Consider the following 18,459-nt stretch of genomic DNA (forward strand, 5'->3'; position numbering starts at 1 on the left):
CAGGCCGGGTCCATGCAGAACGGGACGGACGGCCCGCTGGCTCAGGCGCGGCGTGTGGTCATCAAGATCGGCAGTGCGCTTCTGGTCGATGCGGCGCAGGCGGCCTTGCGCGAAACCTGGCTGGACGGCGTCTGTGCCGATATCGCCCTGCTGCGGTCGCGGGGGACGGAGGTGATCGTCGTTTCCTCCGGCGCGATCGCGCTGGCGCGGGTGACGCTCGGGCTGACGGGGCCGCGCCTGCGTCTGGAGGAGAAACAGGCGGCGGCCAGCGTCGGGCAGATCAGGCTTGCCCAGGCATGGAGTGCGGCGCTCGCGCGGCACGGATTGACCGCCGCCCAGCTTCTGCTGACGCCGGACGACACCGAGAATCGCGCGCGGCACCTCAATGCGCGCGCCACGCTCAAGGCGTTGCTCGGCCTTGGCTGCGTGCCGGTCATCAACGAGAACGACGCCATCGCCACGGCGGAAATCCGCTTCGGCGACAATGATCGCCTTGCCGCGCGCGTGGCCCAGATGGTGGGGGCGGATGTGCTGATCCTGCTCTCCGACATTGACGGGCTCTACACCGCGGACCCGCGTCTCGACCCGGAGGCGCGTCATATCCCCGTCGTCGACTCATTGACCGACGACATCATGAACATGGGCGGCGCGCCGCCGCCGGGATATTCCTCGGGGGGGATGTATACCAAACTCCTGGCCGCGCGGATCGCGACGCGCGCGGGCGCGTCCATGGCGATCGCGGCGGGGCAGGGGGATCGGCCCGTCGCGCGATTGTTGAATGGCGGCCGCTGCACCTGGTTCCGCGCCGTCATCGACGCCGGTTCGGCGCGCAAACGCTGGATCGGCGGCGGATTGCGGGTCCATGGCACGCTGGTCGTCGATGACGGCGCGCGGCTGGCCCTGCTCAGAGGGGCGTCGCTGCTTCCCGCCGGGGTAAGGGCAGTGCGGGGCGACTTCGCGCGCGGCGATCTCGTGGCGGTGCAGGATCTCGCGGGCGCGGAAATCGCGCGTGGCCTCGCGGAATATGATTCGCAGGACGCCGCGCTGCTGGCGGGCCATCAGAGCGAGGAGATGGAGGCGCTCCTCGGCTATCGCGGCCGCCGCAGCCTGATCCATCGGGACAATCTCGTGCTGAACCAGGGCTGAGACAGCTTCTTACTGCCGGGCTCTTACTGTCGGGGCGGCCAGCGAAGGGTCGGTTCGGAGCGGGGCCGGGAGAGGCGCTCCTCCTCCCGGCGTCGCCGTTCCTCCTCCGTGGTCGGACGGGGCGCCATTTCCTCGCGATACCGCAGACGATCGGCGTCCTCCCAGGATGGAGGGGGCGTCGGCCCACGCTCCTTCGACACAGGACCCGACGCCTCGCCGGGCTGATGCGGCGGCTCCTTCCACGGGGCGGGCCGGGGCGGACGCGGCGGTTCGGGCCGGGGCGCGGCGGGAGGATCGAAATGCGTCGGTCGGAGAATCTGGCTGACATGCGGCGGCGCGGCAAGCGGATCGTCCGCGTAATCGGACGTCTCCGCGGCGGGGAAGGGCGATGCCGGGGCCGACGGAGCGGCAGGAGCGTCCTGACGGAGCCAGGCGTCGCGGCTCTTCCGATCCGGGGTGTCGCGCGGGTCGTCGTCCCGAACGGTCTCCCGGGAGGGCGGCGGCGGGGCGGTCTGCGACAGGCGCATGGACAGGCTGCGCAGCTCGGCCCGCAATTCGCCGAGCTGCAACTCCACTTCCTCCAGACGGGGTTTCACCCCGAAGACCGCGAACGGCATCAGCAGGAAGATCAGCCCCAGTCCGAGCCCGACCAGCAGGACGGCGCCTTGCAGCCAGAGGGGGATCGCGGCCAGGAGGCCGCTCATGGCGCGATGCTCGGAAAGGCGGGTTCCGGCGGCAGGGGCGGCGCGGCCATGGCGGGCCTCACATGCCGAGGGCGCGGCGATAGATGTCGAGCAGCGTTTCCTGCTCCTCGACCTCGGCCGGCTCCTGCTTGCGGATGCGGATGATCTGGCGGATCACCTTCACGTCGAAACCGGCGGACTTGGCCTCGGCGAAAATGTCCTTGATGTCGCCCGCGAGCGCCTTGCGCTCCTCTTCCAGCCGTTCGACGCGCTCGATGACCGAGCGCAGACGGTCCGCGGCGATGTTGCCGACGGCGGCGTCCTCGAAGGATGTCTCGTTATCCACTCTGCTTTTCTCCATTTGCCCGTTTCCCGGCCGCTCCGGGGTGGGGGCGTCGTCGGTCGCACCCGCGGGTGTGCTCATCGTGCGGGCTTATCGCGCGATCGTGCGCCCGGTCAACGGTTGGTGTGATCCTCGTCACACTTGACAGCGTATGCTCCTTCGACCGAATTAGAACTATCCCGGACGTCAATCATCGTGTCTCCCGCGCATGCCTGTGCAGGCGCAGGGCTGCCGTGTTTGCCGTCGTTTTTGGGAAAGAGTCGGCCACAGGCCGGCGGCAGGAGTCCAGTCCGGCATGTGGCCGGAACGTCCAGTTTACGAAAGGCTGAAGGATATGAGCGACATAACTCCGGTCAAGCCGTTCGATTACGTGATTTTCGGCGCATCCGGCGACTTGACGATGCGCAAGCTTCTGCCGGCCTTCTATCATCGCTTCCGCACGGGGGAAGTGCCGGGGACTGCGCGCATCATCGGTGTCGCCCGCTCCGCCCTGGAGCGGTCCGCCTTTCAGCAGCGCACGCGAGAGGCGCTCGAAAGCTTCGTCGGAGACGCGTATCACGATCCGGAGACCGTCACGCAATTCCTTGAGCTGGTGCATTACGTCAGTCTCGATGCGGCCGACGAGACTGCGGACTGGAGCGGCTTGTCCGCCCTGCTGGAGGACGGCCGCGTGCGCGTGTTCTATTTCGCCACCGCGCCGAAGCTGTATCGCAAGGTCTGCGCCACGCTCGACGCGCGGGGGCTGATCACGCCGGAAAGCCGCGTCGTGCTGGAAAAGCCCATCGGCATCGATCTCCGGACGGCGCAGGACATCAATGAGGGCGTCGGGCGGTTCTTCAGCGAGGAGAACATCTTCCGCATCGATCATTATCTGGGGAAGGAAACGGTACAGGGCGTGATGGCCCTGCGTTTCGCCAATCCCGTGCTGGAGAACGCCTGGTCGGCGGAGCATATCAGTTCGGTGCAGATCACCGCCGCCGAGGTGGTGGGCGTGGAGAAGCGCGCGGCCTATTACGACACCACGGGCGCGCTGCGCGACATGGTGCAGAATCATCTGTTGCAGGTGTTGAGTCTCGTCGCCATGGAACGGCCCGCATCGCTCGACGCCGATGCGGTGCGCGATGCGAAGGTCGCGGTGTTGCACGCGCTGCGACCGCTGACCGGCGCGGCGGTGGGCGAGAACACCGTCCGCGCGCAGTATCAGGCGGGCGAGGTGAAGGGCGAGGCGGTGCCGGGCTATCTCGACGAACTCGGCCATGCGAGCACGACCGAGACCTATGCCGCCGTTCAGGCGGAGATCGACACGCCGCGATGGAAAGGGGTGCCGTTCTATCTCCGCACGGGCAAGCGTCTGGCGGAGAAGGTGAGCGAGATCGTCATCACGTTTCGTCCGCCGGAAGCGGGCCGTTCTTCGGGGGCCGATCTCTTCCCCTCCCCCCCGCGCGCCAATCTGCTCGTCATCCGCGTTCAGCCTGACGAGGGCGTCACTTGGCGGTTCAATGCCAAGGACCCGGCGGATGACGGGTTCGATCTCCGGTGCGCCACCATGGATGTGCATTTCGAGCGGCAATTCAGGCAGAGATATCCCGACGCCTATGAGCGGTTGCTGCTCGATGCGGTGCGCGGCAACCCGATTCTCTTCATCCGCCGCGACGAGGTCGAGGCGGCATGGCGCTGGATCGAGCCGATTCTGGAGGGGTGGGGGCGGCAGGACGTGCCGATGTGCGGCTATCCGGCGGGCGGCCACGGACCGAAAGAAGCGGACGACCTCCTCGCGCGTCACGGCGATGCGTGGTACAGCGGCGCTGCATAAACCAAGTTTGCAGCGCGACGACGGAGGACAGGGGCAGAGTGACCGGGACGAACAAGACTTCAACGCCGCGCCTGGGTTCCGGGCGGGGCAAGCCGCGCACCATGCGGCAGCATATCATCCGCCGCCTGCTCGTGGTGCTGCCTGCCTCGCTGCTCATGGTGGTGCTGATGAAGACGGGGGTGCTGGACGTCGCCGCGGACCGCATGACCTTCGACAAGCTGGCCTGGTTCGACGACACCAAGCTGGTGGAGCATCTGCGCATTCTCGTCACCCATAACGGCATGACGGACGAGCCGGGCCGCTGTTTGGTCTTCATCGTCAACGGGAACGATCCGCTGAACGCCCAGCGGATCGACGTCATGGCCAAGCACATCAAGGGCTGTCCCGATCCGGACGGCAAGCCGCAGATGCTGTTCACCATCCGTGTGGACAAGGCGGATCGGGAACTTCAGACGGATCACGGCACGCCGGGAGTCTTTCATCCGATGAGGCCGTGAGGCGCTTCGGCCTCTCATCCGATTCGGGCGGGAGATCCTCCGGGACCGTGAGCGGTCAGCCGGGCGTCTGCCCGCTCTTCCGCCCGCGGGCGAGTTCGGTGATGACGCCGTGCATCGTACGCAGTTCCTGCTCCGTCACGTCGCCGCGCTGGAAGAGATGGCGCAGATTGCGCACCATGCCCGGCCGCTTCTGCTCGTTGCGCAGGAAGCCGCAGGCGTCGAGTTCGCGCGTCAGATGGCTCAGGAAGTTTTCCAGTTCGCCCTTGGTGGCCACCCGCGTCTCGTTCGTCATCAGCACGCGCGGCGCGGTCGTGTCCTCGGCCATCCACCATTCATAGGCCATGACGAGGACCGCCTGGGCGAGATTGAGCGACATGAAATCCGGGTTGAGCGGGTATCGGACGAGCGTGTCGGCGCGCGCCATGTCCTCATTGTCCAGCCCCGCGCGCTCCGGGCCGAAGAGGATGCCGGTGCGCAGCCCCTGCGCGGCGCGGGCGCGCAGCTCCGCCGCCGCGCCGCGCGGGGTCATCACCGTCTTGACGATATGGCGCGGGCGCGGGCAGGTCGCCATGACGCGATGCAAATCGGCCACGGCGTCGTCCACCGTGTCATGCACCGTGGCGGCGTCGAGAATCCGATGCGCGCCGGAGGACGCGTACCAGGCGCGCGATTGGGGCCAGCCGTCACGCGGGGCGACGAGGCGGAGGTGAAAGAGGCCGCCATTGGCCATCGCGCGGGCCGTCGTGCCGACATTCTCCGCGAGTTGCGGCCGCACGAGAATCACGACCGGGCTGTTCTCGCCGATCGGGCCGATATCGGCCCCGCCTTCCCGGCCCGTCACGCGCGCCTCCAGCTCGTGCCGTGCGGACCGTCCTCCAGCAGGATTCCCTGCGCCGCGAGTTCGGCGCGGATCTCGTCCGCGCGGGCGAAATCCCGCGTCCTGCGCGCGTCCAGCCGGGCGGCGATCAGGCGTTCGATCGCCGCCTCGTCCGCTCCGGATCGGAACCATTCATCCGCCGTTTGATGGAACAGCCCGAGCAGCGTCCCGCCGGCCTTGAGCGCGGCGGCGGCGGCGGCATCTCCCTGCATGGCCGCATCGGCCAGCGGATGGAGCGCGGCCAGTGCGAGCGGGGTGTTCAGATCGTCGCAGAGCGCGGCCAGCACGGCCTCCGGGACGGGCGCGCCGTCAGCGGGCGGAGACTTCTCGAAGGCGCGATAGAAGCGGTCGAGCGTCTTCTTCGCGTCCTCGAGCTTGTCCCAGGTGAAATCCAGCACCGAGCGGTAATGCGCTCCGAGATAGAGCAGCCGCAGCGCCTGCGCGGGCGCGCGGGTGATGACCTGCCGGATGGTGTAGAAATTGCCGAGGGATTTCGACATTTTCTCGCCGTCGGAGAGCAGCATCGCGTTGTGCAGCCAGTAGCGCGCGAACTGGCTGCCGGGGAAGCAGCAGAGCGACTGCGCGCGCTCGTTCTCATGATGGGGGAAGAGCAGATCGTCCCCGCCGCCATGGATGTCGAAGCTCTCGCCCAGATAGCGGTGCGACATGGCGGAGCATTCGATATGCCAGCCCGGCCGTCCGCGTCCGTAGGGGCTGGGCCAGCCTGGCTGGTCGTCGGAGGAGGGTTTCCAGAGCACGAAATCGCCCGGATCGCGCTTGTAGGGCGCGATCTCGACGCGCGCGCCCGCCAGCATGTCGTCGAGCGAGCGGCCGGAGAGCGCGCCGTAACTCGCGAAATCGCGGACGGAGAACAGCACATGCCCTTCGGCCTCATAGGCATGGCCGTTGGCGATCAGACGGCCGATCATGGCCAGCATCTCGCCGATATGATGCGTCGCGCGCGGCTCGATATCGGGCGGCAGGATGTTCAGCTCCGCCACGTCGGCGTGAAAATCCGCCGTCGTGCGCGCGGTCAGCGTCGCGATCTCCTCGCCATTGGCGCGGGCGCGGTCGGCGATCCTGTCGTCCACGTCGGTGATGTTGCGCGCGAAAGTGACGCGCGGGTAAAGCGCGCGCAGGAGCCGCACCAGCACATCGGCGCTGAGCATGGCGCGCAGATTGCCGATATGCGCGGCGTCATAGACGGTCGGGCCGCAATAATAGACGCGCACATGCTCCGGATCGAGCGGTTCGAACACACGCTTGCGATGCGTCTGGCTGTCGGTCAACAGCAGCGGACGCGCGGAAAGTGACGGGAGGAAAGGCGAATCGACCATGGCCGCCTCTCAATGCGTCAGCCGAAGGTCGCGTGCAACTCCCATTTTGCCCTCCCGTTTGGTGCGATTGCGCGCGGGTCCCGATTTGAGCGAATTCGCGCGGGTGGGCCGTGGCCAGCGTGCCCCCGATCTGCGAGAAGGACGTCATGCACAGTTTAACGGAGTCCCGGACGACGCGCTGGCCTGCCCAGCTTGCCGCCCTGACGCATATCGCCCTGCCGCTCAGCCTCTCGCAGATCAGTGAAATGGCCATGGGCGTGACGGACAATATTCTCCTTGGCGGGATCGGCGCGGCCGCGCTGGCCGTGGGCGGATTGTCCACCGGGCTGTTCTTCGTGACCCTCGTCACCTTCCAGGCCGGGCTCGGCGGGGTGAGCGTCCTGATCGCCAGGGCGCGCGGGGAAGCCGCGGCCGGGCGTGGGGCGCAGGGAAGGAATTTTTCCGGCCTCGTCTCGGCGGGGTTCGCCTGCGCGGTTCTGCTGTGTGTGCCGGTTCTCGCCGTGCTCCTGCCCGTGGAGGCGATTTTTCGCGCCTTCGGCGAGCCGGAGGCGATTCTCGTGCCCGGCACGCGCTTCATGCATATCCTGTTGGGATCGCTCTTTCCGGATCTCGTGGTGATCGGGCTGTTGCGGATCGTGCTGCCCGCTTTCGGCAGCGAGCGGCTGCTTCTCGCTACGATGCCGTTCATGGCCCTGGTCAATGGCGTGATGAACGCAGCGCTCATCCATGGCTGGCTCGGTCTGCCGGCGCTCGGCCTCTGGGGATCGGCGGTTGCGTCCTGCGTGACGGGGTGGCTGATCGCATTCCTGCTGGTGGCGCTCTGCTGGCGGCAGGCGGAGTTGCGGCCCCATCTGCGTCTCGTCCGCCCGCAATGGCCCGTCATGCGGACCATGTTGCGCCTCGGCCTGCCGCTGACCGCCGCGACGGGCGCGGAGGTCGCCGCCTTCCAGATCACCGGCTTGCGCGCGGGGCATTTCGGCACGGATGCGCTGGCCGCGCATCAGGTCGCGGTGAGCGTCACCTCATTGCTGTTCATGATGAGCCTCGCTCTTTCGCAGGCCGCCAATGTGCGCGTCGCCTACTGGCTCGGCGCGGGCGACCGGCGCGCCGCCGGCCGCGCGGCGTGGGGGGCGATGGGGCTGGCGCTGGCGTGGAGCGTGGTGAGCGGGGGCCTGCTGCTGGCGTGTCCGGCAGTGATCGCCGGGGTCTATCTCGATACCACCAGCCCCGGCGGGGCGAGCGCCGCGGCCATCGCCGTCAAGCTCCTGCGGATCGCGGCGGTGTATCAGATCTTCGACGGGTTGCAGGTGACGGCAGCGGGGGCGCTGCGCGCCTGCCATGATACGCTGGTGCCGATGGTGCTGATCGTGGTCAGCTATACGCTCTGCACCTTCATCGGCGGCGGATGGCTCGCCGATGCGCAAGGGCTCGGCGTGGAGGGGCTCTGGTACGGATTGGCCGGCGGGCTGGTGGCGGTCGGTATCCTGCTGCCGATCCGCCTGCGGGCGAAGCTACGCCGCGCGGCCTGATCCCGCATCGGCCCATGTGACGGGGCGCACGCCGCTCTCCCTCACCGCCGCGCGGAACGCGGGGGAGACGAGCGCGGCGAACTCTCCCTCGTGGTCGTATTCCGGCATGAGGGCGCGCAGTCGGGCGTTCCGCGCCGTGGCGGGATGGAAATACATTTCGGAGAGGCCCGGCGGCAGGCGGGACGCCAGGCCCGCCACGCGCGCCGTCGTCATGTGCCCGCTCCAGGCGAGGCCGAAGCACCAGTCATTGGTGGTCATCCCGCCCCGGCGGATCTGACGCCGCAACACGCCGCACCAGCGGCGCAACGCCGCGGCCCCGGGCGTGTCGGGTTCCTCCAGCGGGGCGGGGGGTTCGAGAGGCGTGCGCACATGGCGCAGGCCGACTCCCGCCCCCGTCTCGATCAGCAGGCGTCCCACGGTCGGATGCAGATGCATGTGTTTGTGGGCGTTCGCGTGATCGAGCGTCAGCCCGGACAAGGCGAAGGCGCGGAACTGGGCCTCGATCTCCCGGCGCAGGGCGGACCGGGCGCGCGGCGAGAAGAAATACTGCACGCCGAGGCGAAGCTGATCCGTCCCGAAGCCGTTTTCCGCCGTGGTGATGGCGGGAATCGCCTCATGCGGCAGGGCGGATTCGCCCTCGATCACCACGAGGTGCAGCCCGACCCGCAGGCCGGGCAGGCGCCTGGCGCGGCGCACGGCGTCCATGCTCGCGGGCCCGGCGACCATGAGGCTCGCCGTGGACAGCAGGCCGTCGCGATGCGCGATCTCGACGGCCTCGTTGATCTCCTCGCTCAGGCCGAAATCATCGGCCGAGACGATAAGCCGGCGCTCCGCCATGGCGCGTCAGGCGGCGTGACGGTCCTTGAGGAACTGGAAGAACTCCACGCCCTCGCGCAGGCGGCGCTTCATCATCTGCGGGCTGCGCACCATCTCGTTGACGATGGAGGCGATCTTCGGCGCGCGGAAATAGAACTTGCGGTAGAATTCCTCCACCGAGTTGAAGATCTCCGTATGCGACAGATGCGGATAATGCAGCGGGGCGATCTGGATGCCGTGCTCGTCGATCAGCTCGGCCTCGGCCTCGTTGAACCAGCCGTTCTCCGTCGCCTGCTTGTGCAGGAACGTGCCGGGATAGGGCGCGGCCAGCGAGACCTGCAGGGTGTGCGGGTTGATCTCCTGCGCGAAGCGGATCGTCTCCTGGATCGTCTCCTTCGTCTCGCCGGGCAGGCCGACGATGAAGGTGCCGTGGATCTTGATGCCGAGTTCGTGACAGTTCTTGGTGAATTCGCGGGCGACCTCGACGCGCATGCCCTTCTTGATGTTGTGCAGGATCTGCTGGTTGCCGCTCTCATACCCCACGAGCAGCAGGCGCAGCCCGTTGTCGCGCAGCACCTTCAGCGTGGAATAGGGGACGTTCGCCTTGGCGTTGCAGGACCAGGTGACGCCCATCTTGCCCAGTTCGCGCGCGATCGCCTCGGCGCGGGGCAGGTCGTCGGTGAAGGTGTCGTCGTCGAAGAAGAATTCCTTCACCTGCGGGAAATACTGGCGGGCGAGGCGGATCTCGGCGGCGACGTGCTCGGGGCTGCGCGTGCGGTAGCGATGGCCGCCCACCGTCTGCGGCCAGAGGCAGAAGGTGCAGCGCGACTTGCAGCCGCGTCCCGTATAGATCGAGAGATACGGGTGCATCAGATAGCCGATGAAGTAGTCCTCGATACGCAGGTCGCGCTTGTAGACCTCGGTGACGAAGGGCAGGGAATCCATGTCCTCGATCATCGCGCGGTCGCGGTTGGAGACGACGACGCCCTCGCGGTTGCGCCAGGTGATGCCGTCCACGTCCTTCAGGTCGCGGCCCTCGGCGATTTCCTTGATCGTGAAATCGAACTCGTTGCGCGCCACGAAATCGATCGGGCCGCCCTTGGCCATGCTCTCGTCCGGCTGCACGGCGACCTTCGCGCCGACCATGCCGATCATGAGATTCGGATTCGCATCCTTCAGCATCTGCGCCACGCGCACATCCGAGGCGAAGGACGGGGTGGAGGTGTGCATCACGACCAGATCGCGGTTCATCACGTCCTTGAGGATCGGCTCCATCCCCATCTTCGCGGGCGGCGCGTCGATCAGCCGCGAGCCCTCCACCAGCGCCGCCGGCTGGGCCAGCCAGGTCGGATACCAGAAGGACCGGATCTCGCGCTTCGCCTGGTAGCGCGAGCCCGCGCCGCCGTCGAAACCGTCGAATGAGGGGGGCTGAAGGAAGAGGGTTCGCATCATCGGTGAATATTCCTGGCGAGATCGGCGGCAAGCCGCGCGTTAAGTGGTCCTATCCCGGCGGAGGGGCGATTTCTAGTCGCCCGGTTCCAGAGGGTGTCTTAAATTCGTGACAGGCGTGTGACGCCCTATATGGAGCGTCTGGCCGCGCCACTCAACACGCTGGCCGCGCGCACTGCCGACCATGACGAGGGCGGAGAGCCATTCGCGCAGCGGTTGCAGCAGAATCAGAAGCGGATCGACCTGGCTCACGCACAGATCGACCCAGATCGCGGCCAGCGCCCGGACGAGCCAGATCGCCAGGAAGAGCTGAAACGCCTCCCGGCTGAAATTGAAACACGCCAGCATCACGCTGGCCCAGAAGAGCGGCAACTGGATGGCGGAGAGTCCGTACCCGACCGGCTCGACGTTCTTCACCGTGCGGCCCCAGCGCAATTCATGCTCGAACATCTCGCGGAAGGAGGATTCCGCGGTCGTCGTCCACGTCATGCAGGGGGCGAGTTCGACATCCAGCCCGAGATCGCGCACCGCGCGGCCCAGCACCGCGTCATCGGCCACATGCGTCACGAGGGCGTCCAGTCCGCCGATCCGTTCCAGCGTCTCGCGCCGCAACGCCATGGTCGCGCCGAGGCAATCCCGACGTCCCAGCAGGCGGGACATCATGACTCCGGGCAGGAAATTCTGGTTGATCTGATAGGCGCTCCAGCCGCGCACCAGCGTCCGGCTGGCGGGAAGGCCCGCGTAGAGCGTCGTCACCAGCCCGACCGACGGCTTCCCGAGAGTCGCGACGACATCGCGCAGATAATCCGGCGGCGCGTGAATGTCCGAATCGGAAATCACGAGGATGTCATGCCGCGCGTGGCCGTACATGTTGATGAGGTTGCCGACCTTGTGGTTGATCCCGTGCATCGTCGAATCGATCACGAGATCCAGCGCCAGGGCGGGAAAGCGCTGCTGGAGGCGCCGCACGACGGCGATCGCCGGATCATCGGGGCGCTGCACGCCAAAGATGATCTGGAAATCCGGATAGTCCTGGCGGCAAAAACTCTCCAGCGCCTCTTCCAGCATCGGTTCGTCGCCGTGCAGAGGCTTGAGCACGGTTACGGGCGGCCAGGGCGCGTCCGGCGTGACCGGGCGGCGCTCGGCGCGGCGGAACCGGCCGAGCAGGAACGCGCCGCACACGGCTTGCGCGCATCCGGCGAGAGCCACGCCGCCGGCGAAGCTGCCGAGAAGGGTGGTCAGCACGCTCACCTCGGGCGCGTCCGGCTCATGTTCCTCAAACGCACGGCCTTCCCATTCAGTTCTGCATGAAGGTTTGCGTCTTGCGGTTCATCAGCGCGATCAGCGCGGGAACGCCGCCGCTGTTGAGCGCGCTGCTGAAATCGGCCCGCTGCGTCGCGACCTGGCTGATATGCGCGTCCAGCAGCACGTCCACGATCCGATAGCCGCCGGAGCCTGCCTGCATGACGTAGTCGACGGCGGTCGGCGTGTCGGACGATCCGCCGATCGTCGTGTCCACGATCACGCCGTTGCCGAACGGAGACGGCCGCGTGGCGGGAGCGATCGTGAATTTCGCCCCCGCGCCCGGTTTGAAGTTGGAGACGTAGCGCGCGACGGTATAGTCCCGAAAGGCCCGCAGCAGCTTCGCCTTCTCGTCCGCGGAAAGACCCGCGTAGCGCAGCCCCACGGAATTCCTCAGCACGGTCTCGAGATCGAAGGCCTGATCGACGGCGGGGCCGATCAGCGCGGCCCGCGCCTCCGGCGCTCCGGCGTCCGACGCCTCGGCCCGGGTCAGGGTGGCGTAGAGCGTGGCGATCGGCGCGCTTGCGGCCGACGCGCTTTGGGCCTGGGCGCTCGGGGCCAGGGCGATGTCGGAAACAACCATCGGCAGGGAGGCGGCGGCGATCAGGGCCGAAAGAAGCGCGGCGGACAGGCCCCGGCGCGCGGGAAGTTTCTTCGCAGGCAATACAGTCATCCGGATACCCTTGCTTGAGCGGCTTCGCGCTGGCGGGAGAGGTGGGGTCTCTTTACACCCCCGCGCAAGCGATGCCACGATTCAGATTGGCGGAACGCTCCCGGCCGTGGTAAATTTGCCACATTCATCATTTACTTCCATGCGGGCTTATTGAGGAAGGTTGGGATATTTGCCAAGGATGAGGCATTCTTGACCCTATTGGGAGCCGGGGCATTTCTTTCGCGCCGGGTTCCTTCGAAACATCCTTTCTGACGGAAGTTTATGTTGCCTTTCGGGCGGGAATGTTGCCTGAGGCGCAGGAATGAAGTTGGTTGACGCGCGGGGATGGCATCCGGTTTCCGGCCCGCAGGGCGGAGATATCCGGAGCGTGTCCCCGGCGCAGGAGCAAAGAGATACATGGCCGTTCCCTTGATGCAGGCCGTCCGCGTTGGACGATATGTGCTCAAACAGCACCTTTCCGGTCGGAAACGCTATCCCCTCGTTCTGATGCTTGAACCGCTTTTCCGCTGCAATCTGGCATGCGCCGGCTGCGGCAAGATCGACTATCCCGCGCAGATTCTCAACCAGCGCATGAGTCTCCAGGACTGCCTGGACGCCGATGCGGAATGCGACGCGCCCGTCATCGCCATCGCGGGCGGCGAGCCGCTGCTGCACAAGGAGATGCCCGAGATCGTCAAGGGGCTGGTCGGGCGCAGGAAATATGTCTATCTCTGCACCAACGGCCTGCTGCTCGAGAAGAAGATCGACGATTACGAGCCGTCGCCCTTCTTCTCCTTTGACGTGCATCTGGATGGCGACAAGTCGATGCATGATTCCTCCGTCTGTCAGGACGGCGTGTTCGACCGCGCCGTCGCGGCGATCAAGCTCGCGAAATCGCGCGGTTTCCGCGTCTCCATCAACTGCACCCTGTTCGACGGCGCCGATCCGAAGCGCGTCGCCGCCTTCTTCGACGAGGTGATGGCGATGGGCGTGGACGGCATCATGACGGCGCCGGGCTATGCCTATGAGCGCGCGCCGGACCAGGAGCACTTTCTGAACCGCCAGAAGACCAAGCAGCTCTTCCGCGACATCTTCCGCCTCGGCAAAGGCAAGAAATGGCGCTTCACCCAGTCGCCGCTCTTCCTGAACTTCCTGGCGGGCAACGAGACGTATCACTGCACGCCGTGGGGCAAGCCGCTGCGCACGGTGTTCGGCTGGCAGCGCCCGTGCTACCTGCTGGGCGAGGGCTACGCCAAGACGTTCAAGGAACTGATGGACGATACGGCCTGGGAGCAGTACGGCACCGGAGCATATGAGAAATGCGCCGACTGCATGGTCCATTCGGGCTACGAATCCACCGCCGTCATGGATGCGGTGAAGCGCCCCTGGCACATCGCCAAGGTCGCGCTGACCGGGCCGGAAACCGAGAAGCCGATGGCGCCGGAAATTCCGCTGACCAATCAGCGTCCGGCGGAATATCGCTACGAGAAGCAGGTCGAGGAGCAGATGGCCGTTCTCAGCACCCGTCGTCCGGCGCGCGGGCCGCGTGTGCGCGTGCATGGCAACGACACACCCGCGCGCGAGACGTTCACCGACGCGGCGGACTGAGGCCTGTCCTGAACAGATGAACGGAAGAACCCGGCCGCCCCCGCGCGCCGGGTTCTTTCGTTTTTGGGCGCCGGATTTCGCGCGCGCGCCGCCTCGTCTACTGTGTTCTGAACGTCCGTGATCCCGCGAAAGCCGCAATGTTCGTCTCGATTCTCATCATCATCATTCTGATTCTGCTCAACGGCGTCTTCGCCATGGGCGAACTCGCGCTGATTTCCGCGCGGCGCCCCCGGCTTCAGGCGCTCGCCAAAAGGGGAGGCAAGGGGGCCCAGCGCGCCCTGCGCCTCGCCGAGGAGCCGCATGCCTTTCTTCCCACCGTGCAGATCGGCATGACGCTCGTCTCGATTCTCGAAGGTCTCTTCGGCGGCAACAGCATCGAAGCCAGGGTGGCGGCGCTCGTCGGCCGATCGGCCGTTCTCCTGCCCTATGCGGGGGATATCGCCCTCGTGCTGGTGGTGGTCGTCATCACCTTCGCGATGCTGGTCTTCGGCGAACTCGTGCCCAAGCAGATCGCGTTGCAGCAGCCCGAGCGCATCGCGGCCGGGCTGTCCTTCCCGCTGCTCTGCCTCGCCACCGGCGCGCGTCCCGTCGTCTGGCTGCTCGCGCGCACCGCCGCGCTGACCCTCCGCCTGTTCGGCTTCACCGCGCTGAAGCGCTCCGCCGTGACCGAGGAGGAATTGCGCGCGGTGCTGGCGGAAGGAACGGCGGCCGGGGTGCTGGAAACCGGCGAGCGCATCATGATCGAGCGTCTGTTGCGTCTCGCCGACCGGCCGGTCCGCGCCATCATGACGCCGCGCAACGAGCTTTTCTGGGTGGACCGCCGGGCCGGACGCGAGGCGCTGGTCGCGAAGCTGCGCGCCTCGACCTTCACGCGCATCGTCGTCTGCGAGGGGGATGTGGATCATCCCGTCGGCGTGATTCTGACCAAGGACATCATGGCGCGCCTGCTTCAGGGGCTGCCCGTCTCCATCGACGCCGCGATGCGCGAGCCGCTGGTGGTGCCGGACAGCCTGACGGCGCAGGACATGATCGAGCGGATGCGCGGCAAGACGCTGGGGATCGCCTTCGTTTATGACGAGTACGGCTCGTTCGAGGGGATCGTCACGCCGTCGGATCTCTTCGAGGCCATCGTCGGCGACGAGCAGGCGGAGCGTCGCGTGCTGGAGGAAACGGTCAGCCGCAAGAACGAATACACGCTTGACGGCTTCATGCCGGCGGACGAGGTGCGGGAGATGCTCGAACTGCCGGATCTCCCCTCCCAGGGCAGCTACCATACGCTGGGCGGGGCGATCCTCGCCCTGTTGCGCCGCGTGCCCGCCATCGGCGACAAGGTCGCTTTCGGCGGCTGGATGTTCGAGGTGCTGGAAATGGACCGCCGTCGCGTCATGCGCGTCCGGGCCAGCCGTCAGGTGTTGGCGGAGAACTGACCCCTGCGCGCAATCGCCCGGAGCGTTGTCTCTGCGCGCCTCTTGAACCGGGCCTGTTCAGTGGCGCGTCATGCCCGGCCGGATCGCCTGCTCCTCGGCGAAGAGCGGCCATTCCGCATGGGCAAGGCGTTTCAGCGATGGCGTGGGCAGGTCGAGCTTGTCCGCATAGATCCAGAGATAGGTGAGGGCGCGCTGAACATAATCCCGGGTTTCGGTGTTCGGCAAAGTCTCGATGAACAGCAGCGGGTCCGTCACCGCGTCGTCGGAGAGGGATTTCTCCCAGCTCTGGATCGCGCTCGGTCCGGCATTATAGCCCGCCAGCACGTGCACCAGATCGCTGTCCGTCCTGTTCGCTCCGTTCAGGGACGCGAGATACAGCAGGTAGAGCTGCCCGATTTCAAGATTCACGCCGGGATTATGCAGCCGGTCTATCATGTCGGACGCGGCCCAGCCGGTGACGAAATTCGCCGTCATCGGACGAATCTGCATCAGGCCGTGCGCGCCGTTGCCGGACGCCGCCTTGGCGTCGAAATTCGATTCGAGCCGCGTCAGCGCATAGACCAGAGCGGGATCGACGCGGAAACCGTGGCGCGGGGTGAGGTGAGGGAGGGGGAAGCCTTTGAGATTGGCGGGCTTGTTCTCGCGCGCCGCGAGAATCGTGGCGATCTGCTCGGCCAGGGAGTCCAGCCCCGCCGCCGCGGCGACGAGCTGCACGGAATGGCAGAGCGGCGCGTCATTGAGGATATCCGGCCAGAGACGGCGCAGGAACGCCTCCGCCCGATCCTTTTCCCCGAGTTGCAGCAGGGCGAACAGGCGTGGACCTTGCGGCAGCTCGGCGATCGCCTCCACGTCGGCTTCGCCCAGTGTTTCGGCGGCGCCTGGTTCAGCGGGAGCGGACGAGTCCGGATAAGGCAGGACATCGCGGAGATGATGGTGCTGTTCGCCGAGCACCTGGCCGGCGAGCATGCCATAGAACGTGCCTGACGCGGTCGAGGCGCGGCGCAGCCACAGGCGGGCGTGATCCGGCCGCTCCATGCGTCGTTCCGCGCGCGCCGCCCAATAGGCCGCCGCGGCGATGAGGGAGCCGTCGGTGAGGGGCGCACGGCTTGCCGCGCCGAACAGGGCGAGCGCCTGCTCCGGGTCGCCCAGCCGCCAGGCCGCGAGGCCCGCGATATAGGCCGGCTTGCCCAGGCGACGCCCGGAGCGCTCGAACGCGTCCCGCGCCAGCTTGCCCGCATAGACGGTCTTGCCCTGGCTCAACAGGGTGAGCGCGATCTCCGCCCGCAGCGTCGCGCTGTAGAGCGGCGTCATGCCCGGCGTCGCGTCAATCAGCCGGACGGCGCTGCGCGCGCCCTTCTCTCCCTGCGCCGCCCGTTCGTTGACCGTGTGGTCCAGCAAGGCGTTGCGGGTGAGGAGATGGGCGGCGGGATCGGACTCGTGAAGAGCCGGGGCGGAGGTCGTAGCGGGAGACAGAGGCGTAGGGAAGTTGCGTCGCGCGACGTCGCCGAGACCGGCGAGGCCGATCAGCTTCTCCTGAATCGCGGCGGCGTCGGCGAAACTTTCGTAGCGCGCCAGCCAGTCCCGCAACTCATGGACCTTCGGGTGATAGGCGGGGTTCAGATAACGATCGGCGAGAATGTCGCCCAGCAGCAGCGTGTTCCGCAGCGTGCCGGTCAGGCGTGTCGCGTCGTCGAAACGGCCGGAGCGTTGCAGGAACAGCACCTCGCGCACGGCGGCTGCGTCGGCGGCCGAGAGGGTCCGCGGCAGCGGCGCTCCCCGCCTGTGACCCGGCTCGCGCGGCACGGCGAAGGCGACTTCCTCGCCCTGGCCTGAGTCCCGATCGGATGATGTGTCTCGGTTCGTGTGATCCTGGGCTCGTGCGTGTGACAGAACCGAACCCAGAAACATGGCGCCCAGGACCAGCGCTCTCGCGCCGCCGCCCAGGGAGAACTCACTGGCATTCCCTTGCATGATGGGGTGCTGATAGCCGCCCATATCTCTTTTTGCAAGAGGCGGAAAATGCCGACAAAAGTGGCGCAGCCATAATATGGTCTGATTGTGTCGCGCGCTAGGGGTTTTGTGGAGAATCTGGGCAGGAAATGTCTTTTTTTGAGCGATCAAGGCGGATTCGGGGCGTGCCTATCCGTCCTGTCCCGACTCGTCTCCTGCCGGAGGGTGCGAATCGAGGGTTTCGGCGAGCAGAAGCAGGTCGCGCCATGCCTCCTGGCGTGCGCGGGACGAGGCGGGAAGCTGCATCGGATGGCGGGTCACGAGCGCCGGACGACTCCCGAGTCCCGGGATCTCCACCTCCCGCCATTTCCCGCGGATCTGCGCGAGGGTCACGGCGTCGCCGAGCATCATGCGGGCCGGCGTCAGCCCGAGCAGCAGCAGCCGGTCCGGACGGCAGAGCGCGATCGCCCGATGCAGAAGCGGCCGGCAGAACTGCATCTCGGCGGGCGACACCTCCCGTCCGCCGGGGGGACGCCACGGAATGGCGGGGGCCAGGGAGAGCGCCGCGCGGTCCAGCCCGATCGCGCCGATCATCCGGTCGAACATCGCGTGATCCGCCCCGGAAAGGACGATGCCGCTCCGGTCCTCATCCGCCTGCGGCGTTTCGCCGATGACCATGAGCCTGCTCCCCTCGACATGGACCGGCATCACCGCGTGGGTGGCGGTCCTGGCCAGAGGATGATCGCGCAACGCCGCGAGTCGCGCGCAAAATTCCGCGAGGGTCGTCGCATCGGCGGGCGTCGCGCCCTGAGACGCGGCCGGAATGGGTGGCGTCGGTCTCGGCGCGCGGGAGTCCTGCGGCGCGGCGGCTGCGAAACGATCGATCGGCGTTTCGTCGAGCGTGCAATCGACTCCCCAGTCGCGTTGCAGCGTCAGCGCGGCGAGAAGCGCCTGGAGTCGCGCGGCGGGAAGGGGGGCGGTCGGAAAAGGAAAATCTGGCATGGGCTTCGGTTTGGTGTCCGGCTCGGAC

16 protein-coding genes are annotated in these 18,459 nt (G+C 67.1%); 6 read left to right on the forward strand and 10 right to left on the reverse strand.

Translation table 11 applies throughout. The features are described from left to right. Positions 1-12: 12 nt before the first annotated feature. Positions 13-1,146, forward strand: a complete 1,134-nt coding sequence (proB, locus tag EDC31_RS05250; RefSeq protein ID WP_042060364.1) for a glutamate 5-kinase — start codon at positions 13-15, stop codon at positions 1,144-1,146. A 23-nt stretch (positions 1,147-1,169) separates the two neighbouring features. Here the strand turns inward: proB and EDC31_RS05255 are convergent, their stop codons facing one another. Together EDC31_RS05255 and EDC31_RS05260 are read right to left on the reverse strand one after the other, a co-directional pair. Further along, positions 1,170-1,850: a hypothetical protein gene (locus tag EDC31_RS05255; RefSeq protein WP_042060287.1), complete on the reverse strand. Its 681-nt coding sequence runs from the start codon at positions 1,848-1,850 to the stop codon at positions 1,170-1,172. A 58-nt stretch (positions 1,851-1,908) separates the two neighbouring features. Continuing rightward, the gene (locus tag EDC31_RS05260) at positions 1,909-2,190 is read right to left on the reverse strand and encodes a DUF2312 domain-containing protein (RefSeq protein WP_042060285.1); all 282 of its coding nucleotides are present in this window, start codon (positions 2,188-2,190) and stop codon (positions 1,909-1,911) included. Positions 2,191-2,506: 316 nt separating this feature from the next. On the opposite strand from EDC31_RS05260, the gene zwf reads away from it, so the two are divergent. Continuing rightward, the gene (gene zwf, locus EDC31_RS05265) at positions 2,507-3,985 is read left to right on the forward strand and encodes a glucose-6-phosphate dehydrogenase (protein WP_042060361.1); all 1,479 of its coding nucleotides are present in this window, start codon (positions 2,507-2,509) and stop codon (positions 3,983-3,985) included. Between the two features lie 101 nt (positions 3,986-4,086). After that, complete coding sequence (locus tag EDC31_RS05270) at positions 4,087-4,482, forward strand: hypothetical protein (RefSeq protein ID WP_042060359.1); 396 nt, start codon at positions 4,087-4,089, stop codon at positions 4,480-4,482. A 55-nt stretch (positions 4,483-4,537) separates the two neighbouring features. Here the strand turns inward: EDC31_RS05270 and EDC31_RS05275 are convergent, their stop codons facing one another. Both EDC31_RS05275 and cysS read right to left on the reverse strand, forming a co-directional pair. Then, entirely contained in the window at positions 4,538-5,323 is a 786-nt protein-coding gene (locus tag EDC31_RS05275; protein WP_042060283.1) for an RNA methyltransferase, read from the reverse strand. Further along, positions 5,320-6,696 (reverse strand): cysteine--tRNA ligase, encoded by a 1,377-nt coding sequence (gene cysS / locus EDC31_RS05280; protein ID WP_042060281.1) that lies wholly within the window; start codon positions 6,694-6,696, stop codon positions 5,320-5,322. The genes EDC31_RS05275 and cysS overlap by 4 nt, the downstream gene beginning before the upstream one ends. A gap of 146 nt (positions 6,697-6,842) precedes the next feature. Here cysS and EDC31_RS05285 point away from each other — a divergent pair, with 146 nt between their 5' ends. Then, positions 6,843-8,225, forward strand: a complete 1,383-nt coding sequence (locus tag EDC31_RS05285; protein ID WP_042060357.1) for an MATE family efflux transporter — start codon at positions 6,843-6,845, stop codon at positions 8,223-8,225. Here the strand turns inward: EDC31_RS05285 and hpnK are convergent. The 4 genes from hpnK to EDC31_RS05305 form a co-directional block, all read right to left on the reverse strand. Next, the gene (hpnK, locus tag EDC31_RS05290) at positions 8,208-9,062 is read right to left on the reverse strand and encodes a hopanoid biosynthesis-associated protein HpnK (RefSeq protein WP_042060279.1); all 855 of its coding nucleotides are present in this window, start codon (positions 9,060-9,062) and stop codon (positions 8,208-8,210) included. The genes EDC31_RS05285 and hpnK overlap by 18 nt on opposite strands. A gap of 6 nt (positions 9,063-9,068) precedes the next feature. Continuing rightward, entirely contained in the window at positions 9,069-10,493 is a 1,425-nt protein-coding gene (gene hpnJ, locus EDC31_RS05295; RefSeq protein WP_042060278.1) for a hopanoid biosynthesis associated radical SAM protein HpnJ, read from the reverse strand. A gap of 72 nt (positions 10,494-10,565) precedes the next feature. Further along, entirely contained in the window at positions 10,566-11,741 is a 1,176-nt protein-coding gene (hpnI, locus tag EDC31_RS05300; protein ID WP_042060276.1) for a bacteriohopanetetrol glucosamine biosynthesis glycosyltransferase HpnI, read from the reverse strand. Positions 11,742-11,787: 46 nt separating this feature from the next. Next, a complete protein-coding gene (locus EDC31_RS05305; protein ID WP_042060274.1) occupies positions 11,788-12,465 on the reverse strand; it encodes an ABC transporter substrate-binding protein in 678 nt (225 codons plus the stop codon). Between the two features lie 396 nt (positions 12,466-12,861). Between EDC31_RS05305 and hpnH the strand changes: the two genes are divergently transcribed. Further along, the gene (hpnH, locus tag EDC31_RS05310; protein ID WP_042060272.1) at positions 12,862-14,052 is read left to right on the forward strand and encodes an adenosyl-hopene transferase HpnH; all 1,191 of its coding nucleotides are present in this window, start codon (positions 12,862-12,864) and stop codon (positions 14,050-14,052) included. 137 nt (positions 14,053-14,189) lie between these two features. After that, positions 14,190-15,479 (forward strand): hemolysin family protein, encoded by a 1,290-nt coding sequence (locus EDC31_RS05315; RefSeq protein WP_042060270.1) that lies wholly within the window; start codon positions 14,190-14,192, stop codon positions 15,477-15,479. A 57-nt stretch (positions 15,480-15,536) separates the two neighbouring features. Here the strand turns inward: EDC31_RS05315 and EDC31_RS05320 are convergent, their stop codons facing one another. Both EDC31_RS05320 and EDC31_RS05325 read right to left on the reverse strand, forming a co-directional pair. Continuing rightward, positions 15,537-17,474 (reverse strand): lytic transglycosylase domain-containing protein, encoded by a 1,938-nt coding sequence (locus EDC31_RS05320; RefSeq protein ID WP_239641709.1) that lies wholly within the window; start codon positions 17,472-17,474, stop codon positions 15,537-15,539. Positions 17,475-17,618: 144 nt separating this feature from the next. Further along, positions 17,619-18,431, reverse strand: coding sequence for a uracil-DNA glycosylase (locus EDC31_RS05325; protein ID WP_042060269.1), 813 nt, complete (start codon positions 18,429-18,431; stop codon positions 17,619-17,621). Positions 18,432-18,459: the final 28 nt, after the last annotated feature.

It is taken from the genome of Acidomonas methanolica, assembly GCF_004346035.1.
GTDB lineage: Bacteria > Pseudomonadota > Alphaproteobacteria > Acetobacterales > Acetobacteraceae > Acidomonas > Acidomonas methanolica.

Bases quoted from the DNA above. Each gene is read 5' to 3' on its own strand.
- proB (WP_042060364.1), top strand. From the start codon at position 13: ATGCAGAACGGGACGGACGGCCCGCTGGCTCAGGCGCGGCGTGTGGTC.
- EDC31_RS05255 (WP_042060287.1), bottom strand. From the start codon at position 1,850: ATGAGCGGCCTCCTGGCCGCGATCCCCCTCTGGCTGCAAGGCGCCGTC.
- EDC31_RS05260 (WP_042060285.1), bottom strand. From the start codon at position 2,190: ATGGAGAAAAGCAGAGTGGATAACGAGACATCCTTCGAGGACGCCGCC.
- zwf (WP_042060361.1), top strand. From the start codon at position 2,507: ATGAGCGACATAACTCCGGTCAAGCCGTTCGATTACGTGATTTTCGGC.
- EDC31_RS05270 (WP_042060359.1), top strand. From the start codon at position 4,087: ATGCGGCAGCATATCATCCGCCGCCTGCTCGTGGTGCTGCCTGCCTCG.
- cysS (WP_042060281.1), bottom strand. From the start codon at position 6,696: ATGGTCGATTCGCCTTTCCTCCCGTCACTTTCCGCGCGTCCGCTGCTG.
- EDC31_RS05285 (WP_042060357.1), top strand. From the start codon at position 6,843: ATGCACAGTTTAACGGAGTCCCGGACGACGCGCTGGCCTGCCCAGCTT.
- hpnK (WP_042060279.1), bottom strand. From the start codon at position 9,062: ATGGCGGAGCGCCGGCTTATCGTCTCGGCCGATGATTTCGGCCTGAGC.
- hpnJ (WP_042060278.1), bottom strand. From the start codon at position 10,493: ATGATGCGAACCCTCTTCCTTCAGCCCCCCTCATTCGACGGTTTCGAC.
- EDC31_RS05305 (WP_042060274.1), bottom strand. From the start codon at position 12,465: ATGACTGTATTGCCTGCGAAGAAACTTCCCGCGCGCCGGGGCCTGTCC.
- hpnH (WP_042060272.1), top strand. From the start codon at position 12,862: ATGGCCGTTCCCTTGATGCAGGCCGTCCGCGTTGGACGATATGTGCTC.
- EDC31_RS05315 (WP_042060270.1), top strand. From the start codon at position 14,190: ATGTTCGTCTCGATTCTCATCATCATCATTCTGATTCTGCTCAACGGC.
- EDC31_RS05320 (WP_239641709.1), bottom strand. From the start codon at position 17,474: ATGGGCGGCTATCAGCACCCCATCATGCAAGGGAATGCCAGTGAGTTC.
- EDC31_RS05325 (WP_042060269.1), bottom strand. From the start codon at position 18,431: ATGCCAGATTTTCCTTTTCCGACCGCCCCCCTTCCCGCCGCGCGACTC.